At 36.9% G+C, this 16811-nt stretch carries 16 protein-coding genes; 7 read left to right on the top strand and 9 right to left on the bottom strand.

Annotated elements, in window-relative coordinates; translation table 11 throughout:
- Positions 1-438: 438 nt before the first annotated feature.
- Positions 439-1578 (bottom strand): sterol desaturase family protein, encoded by a 1140-nt coding sequence (locus tag CRO54_RS12115; RefSeq protein ID WP_097132265.1) that lies wholly within the window; start codon positions 1576-1578, stop codon positions 439-441.
- 166 nt (positions 1579-1744) lie between these two features.
- On the opposite strand from CRO54_RS12115, the gene lpxK reads away from it, so the two are divergent.
- From lpxK to CRO54_RS12100, 3 genes are read left to right on the top strand one after another with little or no spacing between them, the layout of a single operon-like run.
- Complete coding sequence (lpxK, locus tag CRO54_RS12110; protein ID WP_097132264.1) at positions 1745-2806, top strand: tetraacyldisaccharide 4'-kinase; 1062 nt, start codon at positions 1745-1747, stop codon at positions 2804-2806.
- Positions 2769-3584, top strand: coding sequence for a purine-nucleoside phosphorylase (locus CRO54_RS12105; protein ID WP_097132263.1), 816 nt, complete (start codon positions 2769-2771; stop codon positions 3582-3584). The genes lpxK and CRO54_RS12105 overlap by 38 nt, the downstream gene beginning before the upstream one ends.
- Entirely contained in the window at positions 3584-5593 is a 2010-nt protein-coding gene (locus tag CRO54_RS12100; protein WP_097132262.1) for a putative porin, read from the top strand. The genes CRO54_RS12105 and CRO54_RS12100 overlap by 1 nt, the downstream gene beginning before the upstream one ends.
- A gap of 199 nt (positions 5594-5792) precedes the next feature.
- On the opposite strand, the gene CRO54_RS12095 is transcribed toward CRO54_RS12100, so the two are convergent.
- The 6 genes from CRO54_RS12095 to CRO54_RS12070 form a co-directional block, all read right to left on the bottom strand.
- Positions 5793-6206 (bottom strand): DUF6157 family protein, encoded by a 414-nt coding sequence (locus CRO54_RS12095; protein ID WP_097132261.1) that lies wholly within the window; start codon positions 6204-6206, stop codon positions 5793-5795.
- Between the two features lie 57 nt (positions 6207-6263).
- The gene (locus CRO54_RS12090) at positions 6264-6665 is read right to left on the bottom strand and encodes a hypothetical protein (protein ID WP_097132260.1); all 402 of its coding nucleotides are present in this window, start codon (positions 6663-6665) and stop codon (positions 6264-6266) included.
- A gap of 6 nt (positions 6666-6671) precedes the next feature.
- Positions 6672-7022 (bottom strand): DUF4180 domain-containing protein, encoded by a 351-nt coding sequence (locus CRO54_RS12085; protein WP_097132259.1) that lies wholly within the window; start codon positions 7020-7022, stop codon positions 6672-6674.
- A gap of 96 nt (positions 7023-7118) precedes the next feature.
- On the bottom strand, positions 7119-7805 hold the full coding sequence (locus tag CRO54_RS12080) for a porin family protein (protein WP_097132258.1): 687 nt from the start codon (positions 7803-7805) through the stop codon (positions 7119-7121).
- Between the two features lie 213 nt (positions 7806-8018).
- Positions 8019-9608, bottom strand: coding sequence for an ABC-F family ATP-binding cassette domain-containing protein (locus CRO54_RS12075; protein ID WP_097132257.1), 1590 nt, complete (start codon positions 9606-9608; stop codon positions 8019-8021).
- Between the two features lie 234 nt (positions 9609-9842).
- Positions 9843-11027, bottom strand: coding sequence for an asparagine synthetase B (locus tag CRO54_RS12070; protein WP_097132363.1), 1185 nt, complete (start codon positions 11025-11027; stop codon positions 9843-9845).
- Between the two features lie 401 nt (positions 11028-11428).
- Here CRO54_RS12070 and CRO54_RS12065 point away from each other — a divergent pair, with 401 nt between their 5' ends.
- Positions 11429-11887 (top strand): peptidylprolyl isomerase, encoded by a 459-nt coding sequence (locus CRO54_RS12065; protein ID WP_097132256.1) that lies wholly within the window; start codon positions 11429-11431, stop codon positions 11885-11887.
- Positions 11888-11965: 78 nt separating this feature from the next.
- Complete coding sequence (locus CRO54_RS12060) at positions 11966-12502, top strand: DUF5606 family protein (protein WP_097132255.1); 537 nt, start codon at positions 11966-11968, stop codon at positions 12500-12502.
- Between the two features lie 57 nt (positions 12503-12559).
- Here the strand turns inward: CRO54_RS12060 and CRO54_RS21210 are convergent, their stop codons facing one another.
- Entirely contained in the window at positions 12560-12700 is a 141-nt protein-coding gene (locus tag CRO54_RS21210; protein ID WP_171047889.1) for a hypothetical protein, read from the bottom strand.
- 124 nt (positions 12701-12824) lie between these two features.
- Positions 12825-13298: a 23S rRNA (pseudouridine(1915)-N(3))-methyltransferase RlmH gene (gene rlmH / locus CRO54_RS12055; RefSeq protein WP_097132254.1), complete on the bottom strand. Its 474-nt coding sequence runs from the start codon at positions 13296-13298 to the stop codon at positions 12825-12827.
- Positions 13299-13489: 191 nt separating this feature from the next.
- Between rlmH and CRO54_RS12050 the strand changes: the two genes are divergently transcribed.
- Together CRO54_RS12050 and CRO54_RS12045 are read left to right on the top strand one after the other, a co-directional pair.
- The gene (locus tag CRO54_RS12050; RefSeq protein WP_097132253.1) at positions 13490-15298 is read left to right on the top strand and encodes a MutS-related protein; all 1809 of its coding nucleotides are present in this window, start codon (positions 13490-13492) and stop codon (positions 15296-15298) included.
- 174 nt (positions 15299-15472) lie between these two features.
- Positions 15473-16807: a GH1 family beta-glucosidase gene (locus CRO54_RS12045; protein WP_097132251.1), complete on the top strand. Its 1335-nt coding sequence runs from the start codon at positions 15473-15475 to the stop codon at positions 16805-16807.
- The last annotated feature ends 4 nt before the right edge of the window (positions 16808-16811 follow it).

Raw genomic sequence — 16811 nt, 5'->3', positions numbered from 1 at the left:
CGAAGCGATCAATTTACGTCACCCTGAATTTATTTCAGGGTCGGTGATATCGATAGCTTGTTGTGTTAATATGTCAAAGCTCTTCGGAGTTTGTAACTCCGAAATCTTATCATATTTTTAATCCGAACAAATAAACAAGCAAACGATATAGTTGTATAAGTGGGAATTAGAAATTCCCCGATAAGTAATTCGACATTATAAATGTCGAACAGTGAGGGATGCGTCATTTCGACTTTAATGGAGAAATCTTTGAACTGTGTGTGAGCAAATTTACAGATTTCTCCATTTCGCTGCGCTTCAGTCGAAATGACGAGAGAGATCAATTTACGTCACCCTGACCGCGAAGTAGCGGCAAAGTAAATTTATTTCAGCATCAGTAATATTCAAGAACAAGTTATGCTGGTGTGTAAATAATATAACAAACGATAACAAAAATCATTACCTATCACTTCGGTCATCCATATTCAAATCGGTATCAAACGGACTTTTAGTAAACGGATAAATAGATTGTTTGATAAATCCTTTTGGATAAGAAGCCTCATGTACACCTGTTCCTGCTGGCCATTTTTTGTCGGGCAAATAGTAAGTGCCGAACATCATATCAATAAAAGGAAAAATAGAAGCAAAGTTATGCCCATAGTATTTTGGGTCTTCGCAATGGTGCCAATGATGATACTGTGGCGTAGTAAAAATGTATTTAATGAATCCAAAGTTGATACGAGTATTGGCATGAATTAGTACAGCATGAATAGCAATAAATACAATGTAAACGCTAAATACAGTAGAAGAAAATCCTAAAATGTAAAGCGGAATAAAAGTCATTGCTCTGGTGAAAAAGATGTCGATAAAATGCGTTCTACTTCCAGCTAACCAATCCATGTTTTGGGTAGAGTGGTGGATAGAATGGAAACGCCATAAAAATACTCTGGTGTGAAAAAAGCGATGTGCCCAGTATTGAAATAAATCGGTAGCGAAAAAAGCCAGAAACAAAGCAACGATAAAAGGCAAACCTTGCACCCAAGCATGTAGATTTTCTAAGCCAATCCACCCGAAAAACAACACTGCAGGTTTTTGTGTAACGATACCGAAAAACTGTATAAATAAATGACTGATGACGAAATAGGTTAAATCGGTACGCCACTCTTCGTGAAACTTGGTCTGAGATTTATTTCTAGGGAAGAATAACTCTAAAGGCACGAAAATCGCTACCATCAGCAATAAATCTAAAATCATCCAGTCTAGTCCAAAATGCCAATCTGTTTTTACCACATCTCTTCCGTTTAAGGTGAGAGCACCTAAAATAATAGCCAAACCTGTAATGGAGGTTCCTATTAAGGCCAATTTAATTTTCTTGCTCAATAATAAACTTACTGCGGCGAAGAAAAAGGAAGCAATTACCCCGAAAATCATCAGTGCTTCCGCAATAGTTTTGGTGTAAACTTCTCTAAATTCTGGTGTGGTTAATTGCTCTGGATACCTGAAACAGAAAACCGCCAGTAGCACCAAAACTGCTAAAAAAATAGATAAATACCCGCTAATCTGTCCTTGTCCTACTTTGAGGCGTTTGTTTGTAGTCATTTAGTTGTGTTGTTTGTTTCAATTATAGCAAAATTGCTGCAAATTTTAAACCATTTCAAATCTTGACTAGCATTTAGAGACGATAGCTCTGCTAAAAATAAAACAAGCTTGTGTTTCCAAACCCTTAGCGCAAAAGCTAAATATTCAGTAGTTTTGTGCTACTTATATGCTAAAATACCTACGTCTTTTATTGTTGCCATTTAACGTGATTTATGCCTTGGTGGTATTTATCCGCAATAAATTCTACGATTGGGGCATTTTTCAGTCTACCAGTTTCGATATGCCTGTTATTTGCGTAGGTAACTTGGCTGTAGGAGGTTCGGGCAAAACACCAACTACCGAGTATTTGGTAAGGCTACTGGGCGAATATAAAGTAGCTATTTTAAGTAGGGGCTACGGTAGAAAAACCAGAGGTTTTATTTTAGCTAATGAAACTGCAACTGCGGAAACCATAGGCGATGAACCTCTGCAGTATTATCGGAAATTTAAAAACGTGACGGTTGCGGTTTGTGAAGACAGGGTAAAGGGTATTCGAGAATTGAAAGATGGACATGATGTAATTTTACTGGATGATGCTTACCAGCACCGTAAAGTAAAAGCTGGCTTTAATGTGTTGTTGTTCGAGTTTGCAAAAATCAGGAAGTTCCAAATGTTAATGCCCGCCGGAAATTTGAGAGAGCCGTTTTCGGTAGTTAAAAGAGCACAGGCAGTTCTGATCACCAAATCTCCCGCAGAAATAAATGAGGGCGTAAGAACTGAAATTGCTAATAAACTTCAATTGGAACCTCAGCAAGATTTGACTTTTTCTAGCATCGGATATCAACAATTAAAACACATTTATACTGGGGAAGAGGTAGTTTTTAAGGCAGAACAAGAAGTTTTTTTATTAACTGGAATTGCTAATCCTGAACCACTGAGACAATATTTAGAAAGTATGCCCGTAAATATTCATGCCTTCGAATACCCCGACCATCATCGTTTTACGGAGAAAGAAATAGAAGCTTTAGCTAAGGCTTTTCAAAAGCATCCCGCAAAGGAAAAAATCATTGTCACAACAGAAAAAGATGGACAACGTTTATTAGATGATAAATTAAGAGATTTACTGTTAAATTTGCCTGTATATTATCTGCCAATTGCAAATGAAATTAACGCAGCCGATAAGTGCAGATTTGACCAAAAAATATTAGATTATGTTGCAAGCGCTAAACGATTCGATAAAATACATTAAAAATAAAATAGGTGAGTTTGAACCAGAAGTAGGTATTGTTTTAGGAACAGGCTTAGGTGGTTTAGTTAGCGAAATTGAGGTGCAGCATAGCATTATGTATTCGAGCATCCCAAATTTTCCAATTTCTACTTTAGAATTTCACTCTGGTAAATTAATTTTTGGAACACTGAAAGGTAAAAAAGTAATTGCCATGCAAGGCCGTCTGCACTTTTACGAGGGCTATAGCATGCAACAAATTACTTTCCCAATTAGGGCAATGAAGTTGTTGGGCATTAAGTATCTTTTTGTTTCCAACGCTGCGGGTTCTTTAAATCCAGCTTTCAAAAAAGGCGATTTGATGATTATTAACGACCACATCAATTTACAGCCAGAAAGCCCATTAAGAGGATTAAATAACGAAGATTTTGGGCCACGTTTTCCAGACATGAGCCAGCCTTACAACAAGGAGCTGATTGAGAAAGGTTTAAAAATTGCACAAGACGAAAATATAACTTGCCATCAGGGCGTTTATGTATCGGTAACTGGACCAAACCTCGAAACTAAAGCAGAATATAAGTATTTGCGTATCATTGGTGGCGATGCTGTTGGAATGAGTACTGTACCAGAAGTAATTGTAGCTAACCACATGAATATACCCGTTTTTGCAATTTCTGTATTAACAGACGAAGGTTTTCCTGAAGATTTAAAACCAGTGAGTTTAGAAGAGATTATCGAAACTGCTGCTAAAGCAGAACCTCAAATGACAAAAATTTTAAGCCAGCTTATCTCAACTCTATAATGCAGAAAATATTTGTTGCTGTACTTTTCTTTTCGCTATTTGGTATAATCAACGCTTTTGGGCAAGATTTGAAAACCTCTATTGCCGGTAATAAGGAATTAGATTCGTTGCGTAAAAAGGAACAGATGGGCAAGGATTCGGTAGTTTTTACTTCTAAATACATCCGCTACACTACACGTAAACTTACCAAAGACAGTATACAAACTATTCCGTTGGATACTACCTTAACTGGTATCCAAAATTTTAGCCCAATAGCACAGCCACGCTACCCAACAGTAGGTACGGGTTTGGTTGGTTTAGCGGTTACTCCTTTGCTGTTTGATCCTGTTAAAACTATTGGTTTCGATGCAGGTTTCCATTCGTTGGATATGTACAGGTTTACCCACGACGACACCAAGTTCTATAGAGCTCGTACACCTTTTACTAGTTTGTCTTATATCAGTGCTGGTGACAACGTACAATTACTGAAAATCATCCACTCGCAAAATATCAAACCTAACTGGAATTTTGGAGCAAACTTTAACCGTATTGGTGCCAATGGTTTTTACAAACGCCAACGTGGTGATGTTTTAAATGGAACCTTATTTACTTGGTATCAAACTAGAAACAAACGTTATAATATTTGGGTTGATGCTGTTTTCAACACCATGAAGGCACAAGAAAATGGCTCTATTTTAAAAGATACGGTCATTTTTTCTAAAGGTGGAAATACTTTGGTAAGTAAAGTGACAGAACCCGTAAGATTGAATAGTGCTAGTCAGCTTTACCGATATAATTCTTTGATGATTAGGCAGAGTTATTTTGTTGGGCGTATAGATAGTACCACGAATAGCACCACGCAAAATATATTGCCAACCAATAAGGTAACTCACACCTTTGTTTATAACAATAGTTCTTTCAGCTTTAAAAAAGACGAAGAAGATTTGGAAGGTGTTTTCCCTTCCATTGCAGTTTCTGATTTGGTTTTCACCAACGATACCACCAACGTAAAGCATATTCAAAATGAGTTTATTTATAGCTTTTTCTTAAGGGCGAAAAATAGCAGTATCATTAAAAACGAATTGAAAATTGACGCGGGTATCAGAAACGATATTTACAGTTTTAAGCAACAAGTTTTACAACGAGATACTAGTATCTTCTTTGGTCGTAATTTCAGTGCCCAAAACACTACCTTGTTGGGCGCTTTAGGCTACCGCTTTAGTGATAAAGTAGATGTAAACTTAAACGTTCAGCAGATTTTTCAAGGCCGTAACGCTGGCGACTACCTTTACGAAGCCAGCAGTAATTTCGCTCTAAATGAGAAAACTGGTAAAATTGTGATGAGTGTTTACACCCAAAATAAATCTCCAGAAGAAATCTTTAACCGCTACTATGGTAACCATTACCAATGGGATAGAAGAAACGATTTTTCACGCACCAAAACCACCAATTTTTCTTTTGCTTACATCAACAACTTTTTAAAGCTAGATGCAAGTGCATCGTATTATCTAATCAGCAGCTACCTTTATTTTCTTCCTTCATCAACTTTGGATAGGGCAATTGTACCCGAGCAATTTAATGGCGAAATTAGTTTATTACAATTTAAAGTTGGCAAGCAGGTAGACGCCGGTAGTTTCCACATTAATGCCTACGGAGTTTACCAAAAAACCGACCAGCAAAGCTTATTGCGTACACCAGAAATTTATCTTTTCGCAAGTGTTTACAAAGACCAAACGTTTTTTAAAGTATTAAAGACTCAAATCGGATTCGATGTTTTCTATAACGACTCTTACTTGGCGAAATCTTATTCAATAGCAGCAAGTCAGTTTTACAATGGCGATGCGGTAACTTTTAGTTCAAAACCAATTGTAGATGCTTGGGTGAAAGTTGGTTTAAGAAGAGCGAATCTTTTTGCTAAATATCAATATGTAAATCAAGGTTTGTTGAGTGGCGGTTATTACACCGTTAACCGTTATCCAATGCCAGATCGCTTGCTTACCTTGGGCTTTACTTGGAACTTTTACGATTAATTTTTGAAAAGCAATACCAGTTTCACTTCGGTAAACGAAGCCGAGCTTTCCGCTTAAATCTTTTTGTCAACAACATGTTGTGCTAAGTTGTCGTAGGCTTTTTATTGCAAAAAGTTTCGGTAAACTAAACTTGGTGAATAACAAAAAGGATTACCGCTTCAATCTCGTTTAAAACGCAAGGTCAATTTATCAATCTGCGTTACCTTTTAGATCGCATAGCCTTTACTACTTTAATACCGGCTTGGTTAAGGAAATCCTGATATGCTGGAGTTTCGCATCCGTAAATGGCAATTTTACCTTCTGCATCGTGATGAATACCCCAGCCATAGCGTTTGCCCAAAGCAGAAGCCCTCAAACAAGCTTGTCCTTTAGAGAAGAATTCAGCTTTGGCTTTATTAAACTCGGTGGCTAATAAATCTTTCTGTAAGGCATGTGCCAAAAACAGCACGTCATCAGAATTGTATTGGTAAGGGTTATTGCTAATAATATCAAATTGCCATCCAGCCAATGTTTTAAGGTCAGCTTTTTCTGCCGGTATTTCGCCTCGAGCAGCGTTAGAATCATCCGCGATAGCGATAAAAGTATTTTGGTAGTTTGTGGTGTGAATTTTCATCTTTATGCATTAAATTCTCGTTGCGAATAATCGTAATCAGTAAAAACAATCATCTTTTTATTTCGCAATACGACCAGCAAAATAAGCTACAGGTAAATATGCCCCAGCTAAATCTACAATGGTAAACCAAATGGGCGAAGGTAAAATCGTCACCATCCAAATGCCTCCCATTAAGAAAAACATGCCAATAAACATGGCGAACAATATTTTCATGGTCGAAATACGAGCGGCAATGTAAGCGCCTATAAAGGTTCCAATGGCATGTGCCAAAAATGGAAATATATAGTGTTTGGGCTCAAATAAATGCATGCTGGCTTTTAAGCCTGCTTCGGTAGTAATGTCTGCACCAGTTGGAGGAGCAATGATGTTTCCGCTAATCATGATGATCGCAGTGTTTACTAAACCGCCAATAATAATACCGACGATGATGGCAAGAATGTTTCTTAATATTGGATGCATACTGCGTTATTTTGATAAAGCTTTGATGGCTTCGATTTTTGAATTTACGAAATTGATTTGACCTAATTTATTGCTTTCAAAAATAAAATCTTTAATGCTTTTACTTTGATACGGTGCAAAATTGCCCACTATGGCTAAACTCATACGATAGTTAGAAAACTTCTGTAATATTTCGCCCGCTATTTTTGTACTTAAATCGAAGAATTTTGGTGTAATGTTTTGCTCGTAAATAATCATTTTATCAAAACCTTGGTAGTATACATTTCCTACCAACTCCACACCATCTTCTATATTAGTTATTACAAACTCATCAGCAATTATTTCTGCAATTCCGTTGTCAATTGGTAAAATTTCCATATCCAAATTTATAAAACTAATGTCAACCAAAAATTAATTCAAAAAAAAGCCAGTTTCCAAACAGAAACTGGCTTAAAATTAAATTTGTGGATTCTATTAGAATGAGTATCCTAAACTAAACCCCCAAACTCTATTTGCTAATTTGCTATCTCCAGAACGCTCAGCTTTTGGTTGTACGTTAGTTAAGCCCATTCCATAATTCGCACCTAGCAAAAATCCATTACCCATACGGTAACCTACTCCAAAGTTGGCACCAAAATCTGTGCTAGTGAAATTGTCTCCAGAGTCGTTACCAAATTTTAAGTCAGTTTCAGTAGTTCCAGAGTTCGCTCCTCCACTAATTTTAGTTTTTGCCTTACCGTCAATGTTAAATCCGATGTATGGACCAGCACTTATTTGTATAGCTCCTTCGTTTCCAGTAGGAATTCTAAATACAGCATTTACAGGCACCTCTACTGCCATGATATTTGCCGTAGCTTCGGTAGTTACACCCGCTGTTGTATTTTGCAACTTCGTACCTTTATTTTGCAACGAGACACCCGGTTGTATAAAGAAGTTATTACCTACGCCGAAGTCACCAAATACAGTAAAGTTATAACCAACGTTCTGTTTTGTTGCATCGTTAATTGCACTAGCACCATCAAAGCCTCTTGCTCTAATTGTACTTAAGTTCACACCAGCTTTAATTCCTATACGGGCATCGCTTCCAGACATTGTGTTTTGTGCAAATAATGCAGAACTTGATAGTGCGAGAGCGGTTCCAAATAATAATATCTTTTTCATAACATTTCATTTTTGAGTTGAAACTATTTTCAACACTCACTCAATTCCAAAAGCTATGCCAAGTTCCGTAACAATTACCGATGAAAATACTTAAAAACAGCATTTTTAGATGTTTTATCGCATGTTTTGACCTGTAGAATGAATGATGCTTTTTAACGTAACAGAGTGTTTACAAAAGCAGACAATGTTGTGCTCGTTAGTGGAAAATTGGCTTCAGGACAAGTTGATTTCTCTATTCATATTGATTCGTTTTAGAAAATATTCATCGTGAGATACCACGATTAAAGTTCCTTCATATTCGTTGATAGCTGCAGTTAAAATTTCAACATTCTGTATATCCAAATTATTGGTGGGTTCATCTAAAATGATTAAATCTGGCGCTATATTTTTAATGGTTAAACAGCATAACATCAGCCGCATTTTTTCGCCGCCGCTTAAACTCTTGCATAATTTGTTCCAATCATCCTTACCGAACAAAAAACGGTTTAGTCTAATCTTTACCTCATGTTCTTGCAGTAGGTTGGTATTGTAATTTTGAGCTTGTTCGTAAATAGAGAGTTCGTTATCAATTAACGAATAATCTTGGTCGATATAAATGGCATGACCAATAGCTTGATAGATTTCGTCCAACGAACCTTCCAAATTGCCTAATATTAATTTGATTAAGGTGGTTTTGCCAGAACCATTAGCTCCTTTTAGCGCAATACGTTCGCCACTATTGATTTGAAGGTTTAGACTTTCTTTCCAAAGCAATTCATTTCCGAAGCTATAGTTTAAGTTGCTTGCCTTAAATAGGATTTTCCCTTTATGCAGTTTGGCATTGTCGAAACCGAATTTCATTTGATCTATATCGGCTATATTTGTCCTTAATGAACGTAATTCTTCCGTAATTCCTCCAATTTTTTCAGTATGAATATCCTTAATTTTGGCAGTGCTATTTTCTGCATTGTTCCTCAAAGTATTCATCATGATGCGAGCTACGCCAGCTTTCTCTTGTTTCTTTTTGCCACGAGCATCTTGCTTTTGTTGCCGTTCTGAAGTCTCTTGTTCTTTTTCTTTCGCCTTCCGTAAAGCCTTTTCTTTATTTTGTATATCATGACTTAATGCATTGCTTTCTATTTGCTTTTGCGCTGCATAAAAATCATAATTGCCGCCATAAATATGGATACCAGATGTGGTTAATTCGCAAACGGTGTTTAACAGGTTAAGCAATTTTCTGTCATGACTGATAATGAGTAAAGTGCTCTTGGTATTTTGTATAAATTGATATAACAATTCTCTGCTAGCAATATCTAAGTGATTGCTAGGTTCGTCCAACAAAATAAGTTCTGCCTGATGAATTTGTATACCTGCCAAGAACACCTTTGTCTTCTGCCCACCACTTAGTGAAGCCATTTTTTCGGAGAGTTTGATGTCTTTTAGGTTCCAATATTCTAAGGCTTCTTTGCAGCGCTCTTCAATAGTCCAATCGTCATTAAGCAAATGGAAGTTTTTTTCCGAAGCATTACCATCTAAGATTTGTTGCAGTGCATGGAGTTTGTCTTGAATTCCCAAGGCTTGAGCTACGGTTAACTCATTAAACTGCCCAAAAACTTGTGGAACATAGTAAGGCGTTTGGTCAATTGTTATTTGTCCAGCAGATGGTTGCAATGCCTTAGTAATGATCTTTAACAGTATTGATTTTCCAATGCCATTGTTGCCAATTAACGCAATTTTATCGTGTGGGTTAATGGTTAAGTTTATACCATCAAAAAGTAATTCCTTATTAGGATGTATGTAGCTAATATTTTGTAGGGTAAGCATAATTTCTTTCTTTAAAGATGAATAGATAGGCAAGGCAATTCGCTTTGCGGTCTTTAATGAATGGAAAGAAATTTAATCTTACATGTGGTGGTGACTTTGATTTTTACTGTTGCAAATATAGGATTTTTTTAAAAAGGGCAAACTGTATCAAATTGAATAGTTGCCCTGATTTGTCAGTCTGAGCTTGTCGAAGACCTTGTTGAAATACTTTGACAAGCTAATTATAAGGACTAGTTAAGTCTTCTGAGGTTTCTTTTTCGCTGCCGGAAATAATACATTATTCAAAATCAATCGATAGCCCGGCGAAGTAGGATGCAAGCTTAAATCGGTAGGCGGATCATTAACTTGGTGCTGGTAATCTTCAGGGTCATGTCCTCCGTAAAAACTAAACTGTCCTTTTCCTATTTCGCCATGTAAATAGCGAACTTCAGCACCAGCTTTGTTTTCTCCCAATACCGTAACATTAGGTTTCACCAAACTCTTACGAAATGCAGTGGTTTGTCCCATAAAACCTTTAATTGCTTTTTCATGGTTTTGGGTAAGCATGGTAGGCACTAAATCCCATTTGGCAGAGAAATCAAATAAAGTAAAATAATCGTTGCTTTGATTAAAATTGGTCCGAGTTTGCGTTACATCAATATCCGAAAACTCGTAATTATAAGGATTCATATCCAATTTAAAATTGGTAAATGCTACCGCCTTGTTGTAATCTAATCTCGACTGTGCATTTGGGTCCATGCCATCGCCATCAAACATACTTTCTAAAATATCTACACCTTCAGCTGCTAGAGCGATGTCAAAACTGTCGGTGCCAGAGCACATAGCGAACAAAAATCCACCGCCAGCACAAAACTCTTTAATGCGTTTAGCAACCGCCAATTTCATTTCCGATACTTTTTTAAAACCATTGCGCTTGGCTGCTGCTTCTTGGTTTTTTACATCTTCTTGGTACCAAGTTACATTTCTGAAAGACGACCAAAACCTTCCATATTGTCCCGTGAAATCTTCGTGGTGGAGGTGCAGCCAATCGTAAGTAGTTAATTTGTCTTTGAGTATTTCGTCGTCGTAAATTACATCGTAAGGGATTTCTGCATAAGTGAGTACAAGCGTTACGGCATCATCCCAAGGTAACTTGCTTTTGGGTGAGTAAACGGCAATTTTTGGAGCCTTTTCCAGCTTTACCATTTCCATATTTACGGCTGGGTCGCTAATTTCGTTAAGGATGGCACTAACTTTTGCGTCAGCAAGCACCTCATAAGAAACACCTCTTATTTTCAGTTCATTTTCAATGGACTTGGCTTGCTTGACCAAAAAGCTTCCTCCACGATAGTTTAGTAGCCAATCTACTTCAGCTTGTTGCTTAATACACCAATAGGCAATTCCGTAGGCTTTAAGGTGGTTTTTCTGACCTTCATCCATATAGATTAGGATAGAAGCCGCTCTTGCTGCTATTTGAAATAACAGAAATAAAACCAGTAAGCTATATTTTTTGCCTTGCATATATACGAAGTTAAAACTTACGAGCTAAAAAGTAGAACGTTGAGATGTAAATTGTTGGGGCGAAACAGCTTTCGCCCATGCACAAGGCGAAATATCTTTCGCATATTTATGAGGGTGAAAAATGTTTAGCCCGTACGAAAAGCTAAAAATCTTTCCTGAGGAGTGCTTAGCCTAGGCATGCCAGAGGAATAAAATTGTATGATCAGAACTGCGAAAAATCATTAGCAGTAGCATTCATTTCACAATTATCTCATCATCATGTTAACTAATTATCACATTTAATTTATTTGTGTATTTTTGCATCCTTATTAAAAAAGAAAATGGGTAAAGCAATTATAAAAACGGTAAAAGGCGATATGACCGTGGAGTTCTATGAAAAAGATGCTCCTAAAGCTGTTGCTAACTTTAAAAAATTAGCCAGAGAAGGATTTTATGACGGTGTAGCTTTTCACCGTGTAATTCCTAACTTCGTAATCCAAGGTGGTTGTCCAAACTCTAAGGATGGTGCTTCGGGTATGGCTGGTACTGGTGGTCCGGGTTACAAAATTGATTGCGAGTTAGATGGCGAAAACCAATACCACGATAGAGGTGTGCTTTCTATGGCTCACGCTGGTAGAAACACTGGTGGTTCTCAATTTTTTGTGTGCCATAGCAGAGATAATACTGCGCACCTAGATCGTGTACATACTTGTTTCGGTAAAGTAGTAGAAAACGTTGATATAGTTGACGATATTCGCCAAGGCGATAAAATTTTAACTGTAGAAGTAATAGAAGATTAATTAGACATTAGATTTGAGCTATTAGATTTGAGACTATCTCTCACTTCTCTTATCTCATTTCTCAAATCTCAAAAATATATGAATTTAAGAGGAATTGTATCTGTTTCGGGCAGACCAGGTTTGTTCAAATTAATTGGACAAAATAAAGCTGGCTATGTTTTAGAAGGTCTTGATGAGCAAAAATTAAAAATCGTTGCTAATCTTTCTAATACTAAATTGGCTTCTTTAGAGGATATCACTATCTACGGAGAAGATGAAGAATTGAAGTTAACTGACGTTTTAGCAAATATTGCAGCTACAAAAACTGCAATTCCTGATGTTAAAGCTGATGGTAATACTTTAAGAAAATTCTTTGAAGAAGTTGCTCCAAACCACGACCAAGAGAAAGTTTATGCTTCTGATATGAAGAAAATTTTAGCTTGGTACAACTTCTTGAAAGATATGCCTTTGTTTACTGAAGCAGCTCTGGTTGCTGAAGAAGATGCGGCAAAAGTAGAAGATAAAGTTGAAGCTAAGCCTAAAGCTGCACCTAAAGCAAAAGCGGCTAAAGCACCAACGGCTAAAACGGCTGCGCCTGCTAAAAAAGCAACGATGCCAACTAAAAGAGGAGCTTAGTCTTTAAAAGAGATTCAATATGATACAAACACCAACCTGCTGAAGGTTGGTGTTTTTTTATGTGAAAAAGTATTTATACGCATACCATAATACCACTAGCACAACCATGATAATAAGGATAATGTTAAGGTATTTTTTCTCTTTAGAAGTGTCTGTTCTAAATCTGTAATTTCTTTTATAATCGTTAGGTAGTTTCATAATTCCCTCCTTTTTATTATTTGATGATTGTGATAGTTATTTTCCATAATGTTTAGCCGCAGATGCACGAATAAGTTTATAAATTATTCGATTATTTTTAAATCTGTGCGTCTGTGGCTATCTTTTACTCATGGTGATAAGGTTCGTTTTTCAAGATAGTAAAAGCTCTGTAAAGTTGCTCTACAAAAAACAGACGTACCATTTGGTGAGAGAACGTCATATCTGATAATGAAATGCTGCTATTTGTTCTTTTGTAAATACTTTCGTCAAATCCATAAGGTCCGCCTATAATAAACACCAAGTTTTGCACACTTCCCACCATTTGTTTATTGATATACTGAGCATACTGCACAGAAGTATATTTCTTGCCTTTCTCATCTAATAACACCACTACGTCGCTATTGTTCAATTGTTTTAAAATCAACTCTGCCTCTTTGGTTTTTTGCTGTGCTTCGGTAAGGTTTTTGGTATTTTTCACGTCAGGAATGATAACCATGTTGAAGTTAATGTAATGTTTCAAGCGGTTGAGATACTTCTCAATTCCTTCAATCAAATATTTGTCTTCAGTTTTACCGATAGCAATTAAGGTAATCTTCATGTATATGCTTTCATTTTTTATCTTTACCGTTGTAAATGTAAATCTTATAGGCACCTTTCCCGTCATTTCGACTGGAGCACAGCGTAATGGAGAAATATTTTATATGGATAGTCCTGAAAAAGATTTCGTCCTAAGGTCGAAATGACGACCGCCCTTGGAGCATACAAAACGTAATAAATTCCACAAATATAATGTTAAATACCGAGCTAGATAGATTAAAACGATACGAGCAATCTGCAAAAGAGCAACAAACAGAGATTGCTATATTGAAGAAAAAAGTAGATCAACTTTCTTTTGTGCGGGTGGCTTTGTTATTGGTGGAAATTGGCTTTTTTGTAGGATTGGTTAGTTCTGAAGGGACTACTGCAAACGCAATTTGGTCGGTGTTACTTGTACTGCCCATATTTACTTTCGCTGCGGTAGTTAGGCGACAAAATAAACTTGAAAAGCAATACAAGTTTCATCAGAATTTACTTTGGGTTTTTGAAAATGAGATTACTCTACTGCAAGGTAAACCTAATGGATACGATGACGGAACCGCTTTTGAAGATGAAAACCATCCTTATCTTTCTGATTTGGATATTTTTGGAAGGTCATCGCTTTATGCGTTAATAAACAGGGGAGCATCAAAAATTGGTGTAGAAGAGCTGGCTAAGCATTTGGCTACGGCGAGTAACCAAAATACCATCATCGAACGCCAGCAAGCAATCAAAGAATTAACGGAACATATAGATACTACCTTCGCTTTTAGAGCTAATTTAAAAGGGCATGAAGTAACCAGAATAGAAGAAATTAAACAAAAATTGGGCAGCCAATTGTCGAAGCAAATAACCTTCACATCAAATAAATTGCTGCGAGTTTACGTGAAGTTGGTGCCTTATTTAATGTTGCTGTTATTTTTAATAGGATTAATTTTTGGCGGCACATTATGGAATATTTTCGGTGTGTTAGCTTTTACGAATGCAATGCTAACTTTCTTCTATTCTAAGCAAATTACTGCGGTTTATTATGGATTTAGTGGTAGTTCTGGTTTGTTAAGTAGTTATGCGGATGCCATTGAATGGACAGAACAACGTGTTTGGAAAAGTAAATACATTAAAGGTCTTTTCCAGTCGGAAGAAAAGGTGAGTGTTCATATTAAAACTTTGGCTAAAATCATTGTGGAATTTGATGCTCGCTTGAATTTCCTTTTGTATGCTGTACTTAATTTCTTTTTGCTATGGGATTTGAAATGCTGTATCAAACTTGGAGATTGGAGTAGAAATGTAAGTGATAAAGTGGCTCAGGGTTTAGATCGTATCGGTTATTTCGAAGAAGTGATTTCTTTTGCGACCTTAAATTACAATCATCCCGATTGGGTTTTTCCTACAATTAACAAAGATTTCGCTTTACAAGCAGATGAGCTGGGACATCCTTTAATTGCCACCCAGAAGCGGGTGAATAATACCTATTACGTAAAAGAAACGCCAACGGTGGACATTATCACTGGCTCTAACATGGCAGGTAAAAGTACGTTTCTGCGTACAGTTGGCATTAACATGGTATTGGCTTATGCGGGTGCACCGGTTTGCGCAAAGCGGATGAACTTATCTATTTTCCGTCTGTTGACTTACATGCGTATCAAAGATAATTTGATAGAAAGCACCTCTACTTTTAAAGCTGAACTAAACCGTTTGAAAATGATTTTAAGTGAAGTAGAGTTACATGCTAATGCTTTTGTGCTGATTGATGAAATGCTACGAGGAACTAACAGCAAAGATAAGTTTGACGGTTCTAAAGCATTTATAGAAAAACTGATTAAAATAGGAACACCAACGTTATTTGCTACACATGATTTACAACTTTCAGAATTGGAACAGGTACATCCAGTTGCGGTACGTAATTTCCATTTTGATATTCAGCTGGTAGGTAACGAAATGGAATTTGATTATTTAATTAAACAAGGACCTTGTACGAAATTTAATGCGGCTATTTTGTTAAGAGAGATAGGTTTGGGTTAGATTTGTTTTTAGCCATCCAAAAATTTTTTGCCACAGATTCACAGATATTAAAATGATTAATTATTAAATTATATTTCTAATTAAAGTTATCTGTGGCATCTGTGGCTAATCTTAAACCAATAATTTAACTTTAATTTAATCTCATCATCCTAATTATTCATTTTATTTGATGCAATGTACAGCAGCGATTTTGGGAAAGACTTTTTATGGGGCGTGGCTACTGCCGCTGCTCAAATAGAAGGTGCTGCGAATAGCTACGGCAAAGGTCCTAGTATTTGGGATACTTTTTCGAAGCGTACTGGTAAAATCAAGAAAGGGCACAATCCAAGCGAAGCCTGTGATTTTTACCATCGTTATCCAGAAGATATTGCTTTGGTAAAAACCCTCGGGTTTAATGTTTTTCGCTTTTCTATTGCGTGGTCACGCATTTTTCCGATAGGTCACGGTACGCTAAATAAAGAAGGCGTAGCTTTTTACCACAATGTGATAGACGAGTGTTTAAAGCAGGGCGTCACACCGATGATCACGTTATACCATTGGGATTTACCAGAGGCCTTATCTAAAGAAGGCGGCTGGACTGCCTTTGGAATTAATAGCCATTTTAACGAGTTTGCGACTTTTTGTGCCAAAGAATATGGCGATAAAGTAAAACACTGGATTGTAATTAATGAACCATTCGGCTTTACTTCGTTGGGTTATATGTTGGGCGTTCATGCGCCAGGACAAAATGGCGTAAGCAATTTCTTTGATGCCGCCTTGCATACCGCAATTGCACAAGCAGATGGTGGCAAAATATTGAGAGCTGAAGTGAAAAATGCAGTGATTGGAACTGCCTTTTCATGTTCTGAAATTATACCTTACACACAATCATCACAAGATATAATAGCAGCGAAAAGAGTAGATGCGTTGATGAACCGTTTCTTTTTGGAGCCTACTTTAGGTATGGGTTTTCCTACCGCAGATTGGGATGTGTTGGAGAAATTCGCCATTAGTCACTCCACGTGGCGCCACCAAGAGCGAATGAGGTTTGACTTTGATTTTATTGGCGTACAGAATTATTTCCCATTGGTGATTAAATACAACGCTTTTATTCCAGTAGTACAAGCTTGGGAAGTGAAGGCAAAAAATAGGAGGGCACCTCATACTGCCATGGGTTGGGAAGTTAATGCCGATAGCTTTTATCGTATCATCAAACAGTTCGCCGCTTATCCTCAGGTGAAAAATATCATGGTTACTGAAAATGGCGCTTATTTTCAAGACCATTTGGTTGATGGTAAAATTAACGATCAAGCAAGAATTGAATATTTCGAAGCTTATTTAGCTGCCATGCTAAAGGCTAAAAATGAAGGCATCAACATCACTGGTTATTTAGCCTGGACTTTAATGGATAACTTTGAATGGGCGGAAGGTTACCAAGCTCGTTTCGGACTCGTGTACAACGACTTTAAAACCCAACAGCGCACCATTAAACAATCTGGGTATTGGTGGCAAGATTTTTTATCGAAGTAAATCC

Source organism: Pedobacter xixiisoli (assembly GCF_900215335.1).
In the GTDB taxonomy this organism is placed as follows: domain Bacteria; phylum Bacteroidota; class Bacteroidia; order Sphingobacteriales; family Sphingobacteriaceae; genus Pedobacter; species Pedobacter xixiisoli.
This window is presented reverse-complemented; position numbering and strand designations above follow the sequence as displayed.